Raw genomic sequence first — 14,068 nt, 5'->3', positions numbered from 1 at the left:
GTCATTGAGAAGAACAACATTAAATTGCTTTAAAATGATAAAATAGAATCAATCTCAAATTTTTAACGGTGTCAAAATGCCTATTTCAATCTTTTCGAGTGATTGAAATATGAGTTATTGATGTTACACAAATATACGAGAATTGAAATTATACACAACTCATTTATAGTAAGTAAAATAGGGGGCTTAATTATGAAAAGAATATTACTGATCGCAAGCGCGTTTATCGGTGTCATTGTAGGAGCCGGATTTGCATCAGGGCAAGAAGTACTCCAATACTTCACGAGCTTTGGCATTATGGGGACATTTGGCGCTATCATTACTACAGCATTATTTGCTTATGTGGGTATGATGCTTGTTTGGTTAGGAAGTAAATCTAAGACAGATTCTCATAAAGAAGTTATACATAATATCACAGGGAAATCTATATTCGGTAAAATTTTAGGATGGATTATTGATTTAGTCATTATCTTTACGCTCTTTGGTGTAGGTGTCGTTATGATTGCAGGAGCTGGATCAAACCTTAATCAACAATTTGGAGTACCTTCAATTGTAGGTACTATCCTTATGACAATACTTATTTTACTTGCGGGTATGATGAAAGTAGAAGGCGTTGTTAAAGTTATTGGGAATATTACTCCATTTTTAATTATATTCATTATAATAATTTCAGTTTATAGTTTTATGACAACAGATACATCATTTTCACAACTTAATACAATGTCGGATGCGAAACCATCAACTTTACCCAATTGGTTTGTAGCAGGTGTAAACTATGCATCATTTAATACAGCAGTTGGTGCTTCTATGGCAATCGTTATGGGTGGGTCTGAGAAAAATACAAAAGTTGCGGCATTAGGTGGTTTATTCGGTGGACTCGCATTAGGTGTGATGATTGTACTAAGTCATTTAGCTATCTTTACACAAATCGATATTGTTGGCGAAATGGAGATGCCAATGTTAGGTATCGTAAATCATATTTCACCTATACTCGGCGTCGTTATGGCTTTTGTCATTTTCGGTATGATTTTCAATACTGGTTTAGGTATGTTCTATGCATTTGCAACTCGTTTTACGGTAGTAGATACGAAACGATTTAAACTTTTCTATACAGTTACAGTTATCGTTGGTTTATGCTTGAGTTTCGTAGGTTTTACAGATTTAGTAGCAATTTTTTATCCATTAATTGGTTATTTAGGACTTGTACTAATATTTGTATTATTCTATGCACCATTTAAACTCAAATTTGGTAAGAAAAATTCACATAAATAAGCACGAGAGTATAACGTAAAAAGTCGTTTATCTTGTTTGAATTAATATTTTTAATGAATTTTTTTAATAATAAAAAATGAACTAGTTATAGAGTTATTTGATAAATTCAAAGAAATTTAATATAAATTTCACACCTCACTCCTTATTTTTAGATATAATAAAAATATAAGGAATGGGGTGTTTTTTTATGAATGAGGAAACGCTAGAGATTTTACAGATGCATGCACTACAATTATTGGGAATTCGGCTAGAAGGATATGATATGAGTGATATGAATGGGGTGATTAATCATATCAAGACGCCGTTTACAAATACTGCGCGCAAGCAGTTCAAAAATGAATTGAAACATTTTATTGTGCAAATGCACAGCAATAAAATTTATCATTATACGAATCGTTTTGGTGTGAACTTTTTAATCTTCAAATTTAAAAAGTACAAACAAATTTATATTGTTGGTCCATATATGGAGAAGCGGCCTAATGAACGTCGTTGTAATGAGTTGCTCCAGAGTTTGGATATTAAAATATCTAAACTATCTATATTGAAACAATATTTGCTGACTATACCATTATGTCATCAAGTTAAAGCACAAAAAATGTGTCGTTTAGCAGTTCGATTCTTGAAAAAAAGAAATATAAATTATGAAACTGTAAAAATTGATTTTAGTTTTCATTCAAATACAGAAGATTTAGCAGAATCTAAAGCGCAAATGGATTATACGTTAAAAGAAATAGAGTATCGTTATAATTTAGAGAATCAGCTACTTACTGCAGTTGAAAATGGCAATGCTAATGAGGCTTTATCAATTCTTAATGCAATGAATTTATCAGTGGCAGGCTTACGACGTGTAAGGGATGATATTTCAAATGAACAATATAAGGCATATTTGATTAATACGTTATGCCGTAAAGCTGGTGAAAAAGCAGGTGTAAGTTTGATTCATATTGACGAAATATCTGCAAAGTATGCGGCATTAATAGATCAAACGATGGACATAGAAACTTTAGATGAAATTACCCATTCAATTGTTAAAGCATATACAGATAGCGCGATGAAGGTAAAAGCGAATGCCTATAGTCCAAAAGTAAGTAAGGTAATTCAATATATTGAAAGAAACTTAGATAGTGCATTGTCATTAGATGAACTCGCTTCATATGTTGGTTTGGCTCCGAGTTATTTGTCCAAAATATTTAATAAGGAAATTCATAAATCTATCTCACAATACATCATTGAATCTAGAGTTAAAAAGGGACGTGATCTTATTGCAAGAACTAAAATGACGGTCGCTGAAGTTGCTAATTATGTAGGTTTCAAAGAACAAAGTTATTTTACTCAGTGTTTTAAAAAACAATACGGAACAACACCATTAAATTATCGAACAAAACATAAAGAGTTTTATTAGAATAATGAAGTATAGAAAATTAAAAAAGGCTTTAAATCTTTCATTTTTAGTGAATATATTATTAAAAATATCAATAAAATAATAATTATGATGTAAAATCATTGTTTAACGTACAAGTTTACAACATATATTTAAAAAATGAATTGTAGGCAAACCAAAAAGAACAGCTGAATTTGTATGTCAAAAAGAAGCTGTAGTTACAGTGTTTGTGAATCACCTACACTTACGATGTATTAGTTAAGTGAAATTCATTTTATAACAACGTTGTTATTTTAATGTTGACTGTTTTGTATTTAAAAATATAATAAAGTTAAGATTCCTATAAATAAGGGTGAGCGATATGTCACTATCGACTTCAAAAACAGTTTGATTTATGGGGATAAAAATTTTTAACGATATAAGAAAACGCTTACATCACTGCATATCTTATTATCGATTGATTGTAACAATCACTAATACATACTAAGAAACGATTAAACAGCAAAGTGTAGTCAGAAACGTTTCTATAGTGGAAAGAGGTTATCAGCATGGTTACAGCAAAATTAAAACCAGCAAATAGTAAGTTAAAGAGTTTTAAAGAAATTCAATCACCAAGATTAAAATTCAAAGAAAAACTTGCATATGGATTTGGAGATTTAGGTAATGGCTTAATGTTTGATATGGGACAAATTTACTTATTGTTATTCTATACAGATATTTTGGGCATACCGTCAGTAGTTGGGGGAGCTGTGTTTCTTGTTGCGAAGTTCTTTGATGCTTTTGTAGATACTGGAGTGGGGACTTTAGTAGATAATCAAAGGAACTTTGCTAAACGTGGCAAGTTTAAGCCTTTTATTTTGTATGGTACGATACCGCTCGCCTTACTTACAGTTTTAACCTTTATGTCGCCAGATATTAGCCAAACTGGGAAAATAATATGGGCATTTGGAACTTACTTGTTATTTAACGCGAGCATATTCATTTGTGAACATTCCATATGGTTCATTATCAGCATCTATGACAATAAATGCAGATGATCGTACGCAACTATCAGTATTTCGTAACTTAGGTTCACAGGGGGCTATGTTTATTTCTGGGATTGTAGTTATCCCATTAGTTAGTCTATTCCCTAATCATGCATTAGGTTATCCAGTTGTAGTGGGTATACTTGCTGTCGCTGGTGTGACATTCCATCTATTGTGTTACAAAGGCGTTAAAGAACGCCATACAGTAGAAAGACCGAAAGAAAAAGGTATTGGTCGTAAAGCGTTTTTAAATTTATTTAAAAATAGACCATTTATCATTTTAGCATTATATACTTTATTAACGATTACAGCATTATTCTTACAACAGTCCTCGCAACTATATTACTTCCAATATGTGCTGGGTGAAGCTAATTTAGTGGGCGTTGTGAGTACATTAAACGTTATTATATTAGTACCCGCATTGTTCTTAACTACATTTTTAAGTAAAAGACTAGGTAAGAAAATGACAGCAGTTATCGGTGTATCTGGTTTCGTTGTATTCCAATTTATTAACTTCATGTTCTTCTCCGATAATGTGTTATTATTCTTAATTGTTAATACGATTGCACAATTATTCTTAGTTATTCCTAATACTGTGACTTGGGCATTTATTGCAGACGTTGTAGAATATGGCCAATGGCAATCAGGTATTAGATCAGAAGGTATTATTTATTCAAGTTACAGTTTCACTAGAAAAATATCACAAGGTTTAGCTGGTTTCCTACCAGGTTTAGCTTTAACGCTCATTGGTTATGTACCACAAGCGGCTCAATCAGCTGAAACAATAGCAGGATTAAAAGTATTGTTCTTTATTGTACCTGCTTCACTTTGTTTAATCGCAGTGATATTGTTCTTCTTTGCGTATCCATTAACTGACCATAGACATAAACAAATTGTTAAAGAATTAGCACTTAGAGAAGAATTATAATACATTTCTAATATAATTGAACTGTTATGGAAGGAGTTAAATCATGTTATATCCAGTGATAAACGAACATAGAAGTATCATTGATTTAAATGGTATCTGGGACTTTAAGTTAGAAGGTGTAGATGATCAAATTGATGTGACACGACCATTAAATACGGAATTAGTTATGGCAGTGCCAGGATCATATAATGACCAAGGTGTTACTTCAGATATTCGTAATCATGTAGGCAATGTTTGGTATGAAAGAACATTTACAATACCTAACGTGTTGAGCAACGAACGTATTGTATTAAGATTTGGTTCCGCAACACATAAAGCAACTGTATATATAGATGGTAAAGAAGTAACATCACATCAAGGTGGTTTTTTACCATTTGAAGTTGACATCGATTCGAAATTTGGTTCTGGTCAGCATCGTTTAACAGTTTGCGTGAATAATATTTTAAATGAAACCACTTTGCCAGTTGGTGAATACAGTGAAACGATTGGTAAAGATGGTAAAATAATTAAGAAAAATCCACCAAACTTTGACTTCTTTAATTACGCAGGATTGCATAGACCTGTAAAAATATATACGACGCCTAAAGTATTTATACAAGATATTGAAATTGTACCAGAAGTATTAACAGATCGAGCTAATATAAAATATAAAGTCACAACGAATGAAGCAGTGCCTACAATAGCAGTTAAGTTGCGAGACGAAGAAGATAATATTGTTGCTGAAACATCAGGTGCAGAAGGAATGATAGAAGTAGAGCATCCTCATCTATGGCAACCTTTAAATGCCTATTTATATCATCTAGAAGTGACATTGTTAGATAATGACCAAGTCATTGATATGTATTCGGAGCGTTTCGGTATTCGTTCTGTAGAAGTAACAGATGGACAATTTTTAATTAATGGAAAGCCATTTTACTTTAAAGGCTTTGGTAAACATGAAGATGCTTATTATGGTGGACGTGGTATGAATGAAGTTACAAATGTATTAGATTTCAATTTGATGAAATGGATTGGTGCCAATTCATTTAGAACGTCACATTATCCATATTCAGAAGAAATGATGCGCTTAGCAGATGAACAAGGAATCGTCATCATTGATGAGACGACCGCAGTAGGTGTGCACTTAAACTTTAGTGCTATTTTATCTGGTAGTACAACGCGAGATACATTTAAGGAAATTGGTACAAAAGCAGCACATGAAGCGGTAATTAAAGGTTTGATTGAACGTGATAAGAACCATGCATGTGTAGTAATGTGGTCTGTTGCTAATGAACCGGCTTCTACTGAAGAAGGTGCTAAAGCATACTTTGAGCCTTTAGTGAACTTAGCTAGAGCATGTGATCCACAACAACGACCGGTAACGATTGTGACAATTCTCACGTCACAACCAGATACATGTGAAGTACAAGATTTAGTTGATGTGCTGTGCTTAAATCGATATTACGGTTGGTATACACAGTCTGGCGATTTAGAAGCGGCTAAAGAAGCATTAAAAGCAGAGTTAGATGGTTGGACAGAGAGACAACCAGGTAAGCCAATTATGTTCACAGAATACGGCGCAGATACAATAGCGGGGATGCACGCAATTAATGATGAGTTATTTACGGAAGAATATCAAATACGTTATTATGAAGCCAATCATGAAGTTATAGATCACTATCCGCAGTTTATAGGTGAACAAACATGGAACTTTGCTGACTTTGAAACATCTAGTGGAATTATTAGAGTGCAAGGAAATAAAAAAGGTATCTTCACACGTGAGAGAAGACCGAAAGCAGTCGCACATTATTTCAAAAAACGTTGGGACAACATTCCTGACTTTGGATATAAAAATTAACACATAGGACTCATAATGAAGTTTAAACATAGACCCCTCTACGATGGACGATACATTCGTAGGGGGGTCGTTTTGTTAACTACTTTACATAATAAGTGATTATTATGAACGAATTCTGATATAAAAATCACTTCATTTGATATATATTAACTATTAGTTTAGTTAATATTACACCACCATTGCTTAATTTATGTATTATTTTTGTTTGAAAAGCGGCAGTGATTTGGTCCGACTCCTTACGAGTTAATAAAGTACTAGCCGAAGCGTACAAGGCTGAGGCTGTACTCATAGAAAGTGTGCATAAAAAATGCCAACAAAATCGTGAGACTTTGTCGAAAAATATAAAAGGGATTTTCCATAATTGGAAAATCCCTTTTAGTCGTTGATAAGTATTTATGTTCTTAAAAATATTTCAACAATCTAATTTATAAAACTTACTTATTATTATAATTTTGCTTGCCATTTATCTGTCCAAACTAAGTCGTTATGCGTACCTTTGAATTCACTTTCACCCATGATTTTGTCTACTGTTTGTTTGATTGTTTCTGGGTTCGAATGATATGCGTTAATATAAGCTTTGACCATTGTTGCATCGTGTAAATGCGTTGTGAAGTTTAAAGAGACAAATACTGTTGGGACTTCATGTACATACCAAGGAATTTCATTACTCATGGCAGTCCCCCATTTAATGCGGTAATTATTTTCAGCAGCGTAACCAATAATGTTTGCAAAGACAAGTGCTCGCATCCACTTTTTCACGATAGTCTAGCGTTTTGCCTTTAACTCGTGTAGATCCATCGTTCAATGTCACATGGAAACCGCGTGATTCTAATTCTTGAATGATATCTTCTTCTACATTGTTTGCAGATTTATAGATACCATCTTTTTCACCTTCGATAATATATAACTGAATATTCTTATGCGTTTCAGGTCGAATCGGTAATTGATCTAAAGTGTTTTTAACTAAAGTGATACCTAAGTCAGCAGCTTCAGCACGCATTGCTAAATGTTCATCACAACCAATAATAGCTAAATCTTCTTGTGAGCGGATCAGCGTACCCTCTGCTTGTTGTTTATGCAAATTCATTTGAGCTTTAAGTCCTAAAATGCGACGAACTGCATCATTTAAACGCTCCTCAGTGATAATACCTTTATTATAACCGTTTAACATAAATTGATAATCTTCTTCTAAATCATTGAAGAATAAGAACATATCACAGCCGGCGGCAATAGCCTGTGGTACATAGTCTTCACGACGCATTGCGGCGGTCATACCTAACATATGGCTAGCATCAGTAACAACTAATCCATTAAAGTTTAAGTCTTCTTTTAATAAGCCTGTAATTAATTCGGGTGCGAGTGTAGCAGGTAAGATATCTTTATCTTCAAGCGCTGGATTTAATTTTTTAGAATAAGCGGGTTGTGCAATATGACCTGCCATAATCATTTGAACGCCACGATCGATATGATGTTGATAAACTTTACCGAAACTATCGTCCCATTCTTGTGTTGATAATTCATTCACGCCAAGTACAAGATGTTGGTCACGTTCCTCAGTACCATCTCCTGGGAAGTGTTTGATACAAGTAATCATATCGCGTTCAGAATTAAAACCATCTATAAAAGCGCTAGAATATTTTATAACTGTTTCTGCATCTGTACCGTATGCACGTGTGTTCACTATTGTATTTCGCCAATTTTGCAAAATATCTACACATGGATCGAAATTAATATGTACGCCTAAAGCTGAAGATTCACGTGCTGATACGAGGCCAGCATTATAAGCGACTTTTGTGTCTTGTGCTCGCTTCACATTGTGCGAGCACTTGCGATGTAGGTGCCATCTTTACAAGCCCCGTTACCACCTGAATCACAGTTTGCGGCTACTAAGACTGGAACTTTTGCGTGTTTTTGTAAATCATTGAGTAAATTTTGAACATCTTCTTTATTCCCGCCTTCATAACGTGCGCCACCAATGTGGAAACGTTCTAAGACTTCTTTATTTGTTAAGTCAGCATCATGAAACTTCTTCCCGCCTTCTAAAGAAAATAAATTAAAAAAGAGTTGTCCAATTTTTTCTTCGTCTGATAAATTTCCTAGTGTACGTTCTACCCATGAAATTTGTTCGTCATCTAAATTATAAGGTGTTGCTTTTAAATTTACTTTTGCCATAAACTTAGTTCTCTCCTTCGAAATTATTATAAAATATTGTAGTTAGGGATGATTGAATGTCTTGATTGAATCGACCTTCTTTAAATAATTTTAAATATTTATTATCAAAATCTAACCATGATTGATTTTCATGTCCTGCTAAAATAGGATAGAAATAAAGATCATGCGATTGAGCAAGCATCCATGTCACCTTTAGCATCACCTAACATGATGATGTCTTCGGTATTGTAAAATTGTTTCAAATGTTCTAAACAGTATTCTTTAGTACCAGCTTCTTGAGCAAACATGCCACTTAAATAGGGTGTAAGGTGGTATGTTTCCCATTCATAAGCAACTGCGGATAAATTTGCGGAAGATACGATTGCAATATCTGCAAACGTTGAGGCATTTTTCAACGTACGTTGTACATGGTCGAAAGGACCAATACTAGGTAAGTTTTTGATATGATCATTTACACTGTGTGACCACGACAGTGCTTTTTGTAAACCTAACTTTTCAGGAGAGGCTTGAATTGCTTGTTCTAGAGCCGGATTGGAAAAAGATGCTGTTGTTTGGACCCAATGCTTTATATCTTCATAACCTTCAATGTTTAATCCTTTTGCTACAAGTTCGCTCAACATTTTTTCGAGGCCTTTAAAACGATTGATACCTCTTGTAATTTCGTATAAATTAAAAGCATTCCAACGCTCTAACACGTCTTCATTGATATCATCAAGTTGCCATTCATCTACAAGCGCAGGGCCAAAAGCACGTTCGTGTTTAATTGTCATTGAATCGATGGCACAACCATCTGAATCAACACAAATCAATTTCTTAAACTTAGGTTGATATTGTGATAAAGTTTCGATCATATTAAATGCTCCTTTCAAAAATAATTTTTATTTATAACTATCTAAACATTACGAATAAATAGTTAAAGCATTGCTAGTCTAAGCGTAGAGAATAATTATAAAGCGCTTACATTACACTATTAAAATTATCACGCTCAAAGCAAAAATACCACATTATTTCACGAAATAATGTGATAATATTCACAAATTATTCAGTTTGAAGTGAAATTTTAATAAAAAGGTTATTTTTTTAATAAAAAGCTGTTTGTGAAAGATCGTAATGAGTAACTTATAACTTATGTATGTCTATAAAAATAATGATATAAGGATACTTTCAACGACATGAAAATGGAAGAATCGCTTCAATTAATTTGAGAAGTCAATTAATAAACGATTTTAATAAATACAAAAAGATTAAAAGTGATGAATTTGTGAAAAAAATCACAAAATACTTCCAAATTAAGTCACTATCTATTATGATGAAAGTGTAGAAGATAGATAAAGCTTAGCGAAAGCAAAAATACGGAGTGATTATAATGAGAAAAGTAATTGAGGAAGTAATTTTTTCAAATGAAAGCAGTTATGATATTTACACGCATACCGGTGTAAACCAAGGCATTATCAATGATATTAAAGATGGATACAGAAGTATTGATTATATAGCTTACATTGATGCAGAGAAATTATACAACTATGGACTTGCAAAAAAAGTAGCTAGTTAATGATTTATACACTGTGTGCATCGAGTGATTTTGGAGCTGAGTATATCTCTCGTTATGACTGTGCAATAATGAAAGTTATCACTCAACTTCTAGCATGATTTTCTCCCCATTATCAACTTTCATGATTTACCGTTCGTCCGTTAAAAGCTTAAAAAGCCTACACTTACTGTTCATCCAGTAGTGTAGGCTTTTGTATTGTATATAAAGTGCAAACAAAAACGTTATCTTAGTATGATGGAATCAAATATAGGCTTTAAAATTATGTTTAATTTCATTGTAATCATAAACTAAATTATACAAGCGCATACGAATATGATCCTCGGTAGTGTAAGGTATGCGTAAATGGTCGTTTTGTTCTATAAATTTATGAAATTCACGTTCTAATTGTTTACGCTGTGGTATCTTCATATTAATCCATTCTTCTTTATCAAATAATGATTCAAATCGGAAATCAAAGCTTGTTTTACCGATTGTTTCACGTAACTTAGCTAAGCGTTCTTCAAAATTCATGAGCCATCCTCCTTTAAGCATCGAACATGTTGCTACTTATATTTATTATACACACTTACTTTATAACGAAATAAGTAATCTGACAAGATAACCAAAATTCAATTATTTATTTATCCTTACAACTGCATGATACAATGTGGAAATATAAAGAAGCAATTACATATATTAAAAAGAGAGGAAGTTATAAATGGTTGAATTGAAAAATAAAGTTGCAATTGTTACAGGTGCAAGTAGTGGAATTGGTGCAAGCATTGCGCAAGTACTTTCAAGTCATGGAGTGAAAGTGGTGTTGTCGGGACGTAATGAATCACGTTTAAACGATACTGCCCAACGTATTCAAACAGCAGGCAATGCAGACGTTGAGACATTAGTAGTGGATATTACAGACAAAAAAGATGTTGAGCGTTTAGTCCAAACTGCAAAAGACAAATTTGGTCGTGTAGATATATTAATAAATAGTGCTGGTCAAATGCTGTCTTCAGCAATTACAGATGGTGATGTAGAAGCGTGGGATGCGATGATTGATGTGAATGTTAAAGGAACACTTTATGGCATAAATGCAGTGTTACCAACGTTTTTAGGTCAATCAAGTGGTCATATTATAAATATAGCTTCTATCTCTGGATTTGAAGTAACGAAAAAAAGTACATTATATAGTGCGTCAAAAGCAGCTGTACATGCGATAACACAAGGTTTAGAAAAAGAATTGGCTAAGACAGGCGTTAGGGCGACAAGTATTTCACCAGGAATGGTTGATACGCCTTTAAGTGGAGAAACGGATTGGGGAGAACGTAAGAAATTAGACCCTGAAGATATTGCAGAAGCAGCTATATATGCATTACAACAACCGAGCCATGTCAATGTGAACGAAGTAACTGTACGACCAGTATAGAATAATATAGGTGCAGATCCCTAACTTCAAGTAGCGCTAGGGGTCTATGATGATACTTGTAGCGATAGACTGAAAGGCGTGATTAAATGAACTTTAGATATTTAAGTGAAGCTGATGTATCACAGTATCGATTACTAAGACTCAATTCACTCCAGACAGACCCTAATGGCTTTGCTTCTACTTATGCTAGTGAGATTGAATTTCCGATTGAGAAATTCAAAGTGAGGTTAGAAAATACAGCTACTCATTTTACTGTAGGGGCTTTTGATGAAGCAACACTGGTTTGTATTGCGACGTTTTATAGCGAGACTTTAGAAAAAATAAAGCATAAAGGTAATTTAGTTTCAGTATATTGTCACCCACAATATAGACGTCAAGGTATAGCTGAGCAACTGATTCAACAAAGCATTGATGATGTGGTTGAACAAAACACAGTAAAAACAATCAATTTATGCGTGCTTAGTGAAAATAAACGTGCAATTAATTTATATGAAAAGTTAGGATTTAAGCGTTATGGAACTGAGCCGAAAGCACTATACGATGGAACTGTTTACTATGATGAAGAATTAATGTGTTTAGAACTTTAAGCTGATTTTAAACTTTGTGATTAGTAAGGCAGACAGTGGGAGAAAATGATGGAACAGTATACAAAAACAGAATTACAACAAAGTAGGGAACAAATACGCTCGCTTTTAACAAAATGTCAAAAATCGCTAACGCAATTAGAACAAAAAGGAAATCCAAATAGTCGAACGACATTATTAAAAAATAGAATTCAAGCATTAGAAATTGCTTTAACATTGATAGATGAACAATTATAATTGCATAAATGACCTAATAAACGCCTCGCACATGAATGATTATGTGCAAGGCGTATTTTTAAGGAATCTAATAAACAACCTAATTATAACCATTCAATAATCTCAATTCGATTGCCGAATGGATCATAAATATAAAAACGATCGGCACCTTCAAGTTCGTCCCCATATATAATTTCAATTGCTTTAGATTCAAGTAATTTTCTTACGTCAGTAGCGTTATGAACGAGAAAAGCAGGGTGTGCTTTTTTAGCTGGTGAGAAGTCATTTTCAACACCAACATGTAATTGTTGATGACCGACTTGAAACCACACGCCACCTTTTAAAGCTAAGTTAGCAGGTTTTGTAATTTCTTTGAATCCAAGTGTGTCGGAATAAAATGTGCGAGCTTCTGATTCACGATTGGTCAGGCGACAACTTGTACATGATCAATTCCTAAAAAGTAATTTTCCATTTCAGTCATCTCCCTAATATAATTTTAGAATATCAAAAGATAATTAAAAGAACAGTAATTTTATTTAGCTTATTAAATATAGTATATATTTATTTCTTGTAAAAGTATAATTAAATTGCAATTGATAATCAATTTCAATTATAATAAAGGTAGTATATAATGGGAGAGGTTATTAATTTGAAAAAAATACTATGTTTAATGTTATGTTTTATAATGTTTTTAGCGGCATGTGGTAGTGGCAATGAATCTAATAAATCAGATGCAAAAGATGATAAGGGGACGAAATCTTATACTACAGAGGATGGTAGTAAAGTTAAAATACCTAAAGATCCGAAAAGAGTCCTAGTTTTAACAGCAAATTACGGGAACTTAAAAAAATTAGGTGTTAAACCTGTTGGCATTACGAATGTATATCCAAACTCTAAATATTTAGACATGGGGAAAGTTAAGAAAATTGATCCAGAAAATGTAGAAGCTGCTGCTAAATTGAAACCAGATTTGATTATTACATATAAAGAAAATAAAAATAATAAAAAATTATCTAAAATAGCGCCAACAGTACCTATAAAAGTACAAAATATGGACTATAAAGATACTCATATTGAAATTGGTAAGTTAGTAAATAAAGAAAGCAAAGCTAAGAAACAAGCCAATGAACTATCTGAAAAGTTAGCAAAAGATGGTGAAGAAATTAAAAAAGCCATTGGGGAAGATAAAACTTTTTCAATTATGGATATTCAAGCAAAAGATATTTATCAATTTGGACCTAGGTTTGGACGAGGCAGTGAAGCAATTTACGAAGGATTTAAACTAAAAGAAGATCCTGAAGCTAAAGAAGCGATGCCAAAAGAAAAATTCATGAAAGTACCTAAAGAAAAATTCAATGACTATTCAGGTGATTATTTACTTTCACCAACAAAAGATGGTGGGAAACTGAACAATGAATTTGTTAAGTCGAACATATGGCATAATAACGAAGCTGTACAAAATGACAATGTGATTTATTATTCAATGGATGAAGCCATTTATGCTGATTTGATTTCAGTAGAAAAACAAGCAGAATTTTTCAAAAAAGAACTTTTGAAAAATAAATAAAATATAAAGTGAAAGAGAGCGGAAATATGAAATCAAATTTTGATTTCTGTACCGCTCTCTCTTTTTTATGATTTAAAATCGAATGGTAGCAATCAACTTGCGACGTTATCAAAATTAAAAAGGATTCACGTC

Annotated in this window: 14 protein-coding genes and 2 pseudogenes; 9 read left to right on the top strand and 7 right to left on the bottom strand. The window is 33.0% G+C overall.

Annotated features, from left to right (window positions below):
* Window positions 1–192: 192 nt before the first annotated feature.
* The 4 genes and pseudogenes from ABLV95_RS09845 to uidA all read left to right on the top strand — a co-directional run bounded on the left by ABLV95_RS09845 (window position 193) and on the right by uidA (window position 6,443).
* Window positions 193–1,272: a YkvI family membrane protein gene (locus ABLV95_RS09845; protein ID WP_427706422.1), complete on the top strand. Its 1,080-nt coding sequence runs from the start codon at window positions 193–195 to the stop codon at window positions 1,270–1,272.
* A 187-nt stretch (window positions 1,273–1,459) separates the two neighbouring features.
* The gene (locus tag ABLV95_RS09840) at window positions 1,460–2,674 is read left to right on the top strand and encodes a helix-turn-helix domain-containing protein (RefSeq protein ID WP_427706424.1); all 1,215 of its coding nucleotides are present in this window, start codon (window positions 1,460–1,462) and stop codon (window positions 2,672–2,674) included.
* Window positions 2,675–3,201: 527 nt separating this feature from the next.
* Window positions 3,202–4,606: pseudogene (locus ABLV95_RS09835) on the top strand (MFS transporter).
* A gap of 43 nt (window positions 4,607–4,649) precedes the next feature.
* Window positions 4,650–6,443: a beta-glucuronidase gene (gene uidA / locus ABLV95_RS09830; protein ID WP_427706428.1), complete on the top strand. Its 1,794-nt coding sequence runs from the start codon at window positions 4,650–4,652 to the stop codon at window positions 6,441–6,443.
* Window positions 6,444–6,887: 444 nt separating this feature from the next.
* Here uidA and ABLV95_RS09825 read toward each other — a convergent pair whose 3' ends face one another.
* From ABLV95_RS09825 to ABLV95_RS09805, 5 genes are read right to left on the bottom strand one after another with little or no spacing between them, the layout of a single operon-like run.
* Window positions 6,888–7,115: a hypothetical protein gene (locus tag ABLV95_RS09825; RefSeq protein ID WP_460871983.1), complete on the bottom strand. Its 228-nt coding sequence runs from the start codon at window positions 7,113–7,115 to the stop codon at window positions 6,888–6,890.
* 31 nt (window positions 7,116–7,146) lie between these two features.
* The gene (locus ABLV95_RS09820) at window positions 7,147–8,256 is read right to left on the bottom strand and encodes a glycoside hydrolase family 3 protein (RefSeq protein WP_460875492.1); all 1,110 of its coding nucleotides are present in this window, start codon (window positions 8,254–8,256) and stop codon (window positions 7,147–7,149) included.
* Complete coding sequence (locus tag ABLV95_RS09815; protein ID WP_460875490.1) at window positions 8,253–8,615, bottom strand: hypothetical protein; 363 nt, start codon at window positions 8,613–8,615, stop codon at window positions 8,253–8,255. Before ABLV95_RS09815 ends, ABLV95_RS09820 begins: the two co-directional genes overlap by 4 nt.
* A gap of 4 nt (window positions 8,616–8,619) precedes the next feature.
* Window positions 8,620–8,796: a hypothetical protein gene (locus ABLV95_RS09810; protein ID WP_460875488.1), complete on the bottom strand. Its 177-nt coding sequence runs from the start codon at window positions 8,794–8,796 to the stop codon at window positions 8,620–8,622.
* Entirely contained in the window at window positions 8,777–9,466 is a 690-nt protein-coding gene (locus ABLV95_RS09805; RefSeq protein WP_460875486.1) for an HAD family hydrolase, read from the bottom strand. The genes ABLV95_RS09810 and ABLV95_RS09805 overlap by 20 nt, the downstream gene beginning before the upstream one ends.
* A gap of 515 nt (window positions 9,467–9,981) precedes the next feature.
* Here ABLV95_RS09805 and ABLV95_RS09800 point away from each other — a divergent pair.
* Window positions 9,982–10,167, top strand: a complete 186-nt coding sequence (locus ABLV95_RS09800) for a hypothetical protein (protein WP_069817088.1) — start codon at window positions 9,982–9,984, stop codon at window positions 10,165–10,167.
* Between the two features lie 240 nt (window positions 10,168–10,407).
* Here the strand turns inward: ABLV95_RS09800 and ABLV95_RS09795 are convergent, their stop codons facing one another.
* On the bottom strand, window positions 10,408–10,677 hold the full coding sequence (locus ABLV95_RS09795; protein WP_069817078.1) for a DUF1413 domain-containing protein: 270 nt from the start codon (window positions 10,675–10,677) through the stop codon (window positions 10,408–10,410).
* Between the two features lie 187 nt (window positions 10,678–10,864).
* On the opposite strand from ABLV95_RS09795, the gene ABLV95_RS09790 reads away from it, so the two are divergent.
* From ABLV95_RS09790 to ABLV95_RS09780, 3 genes are all read left to right on the top strand, one after another.
* A complete protein-coding gene (locus tag ABLV95_RS09790; RefSeq protein WP_427706434.1) occupies window positions 10,865–11,569 on the top strand; it encodes an SDR family oxidoreductase in 705 nt (234 codons plus the stop codon).
* Window positions 11,570–11,655: 86 nt separating this feature from the next.
* The gene (locus ABLV95_RS09785) at window positions 11,656–12,156 is read left to right on the top strand and encodes a GNAT family N-acetyltransferase (RefSeq protein ID WP_427706436.1); all 501 of its coding nucleotides are present in this window, start codon (window positions 11,656–11,658) and stop codon (window positions 12,154–12,156) included.
* 48 nt (window positions 12,157–12,204) lie between these two features.
* A complete protein-coding gene (locus ABLV95_RS09780; protein ID WP_176721522.1) occupies window positions 12,205–12,390 on the top strand; it encodes a hypothetical protein in 186 nt (61 codons plus the stop codon).
* An 83-nt stretch (window positions 12,391–12,473) separates the two neighbouring features.
* On the opposite strand, the pseudogene ABLV95_RS09775 reads toward ABLV95_RS09780, so the two are convergent.
* Window positions 12,474–12,841 (bottom strand): annotated as a pseudogene (locus tag ABLV95_RS09775) (VOC family protein).
* Between the two features lie 177 nt (window positions 12,842–13,018).
* Between ABLV95_RS09775 and ABLV95_RS09770 the strand changes: the two are divergent.
* A complete protein-coding gene (locus ABLV95_RS09770) occupies window positions 13,019–13,936 on the top strand; it encodes an ABC transporter substrate-binding protein (protein WP_427706438.1) in 918 nt (305 codons plus the stop codon).
* The last annotated feature ends 132 nt before the right edge of the window (window positions 13,937–14,068 follow it).

It is taken from the genome of Staphylococcus sp. Mo2-1 (genome assembly GCF_046721385.1).
Classification (GTDB): Bacteria; Bacillota; Bacilli; order Staphylococcales; family Staphylococcaceae; genus Staphylococcus; species Staphylococcus equorum_A.
The sequence above is the reverse complement of the archived record's forward strand: the minus strand, read 5'-3'. Positions and strand labels throughout refer to the sequence as shown.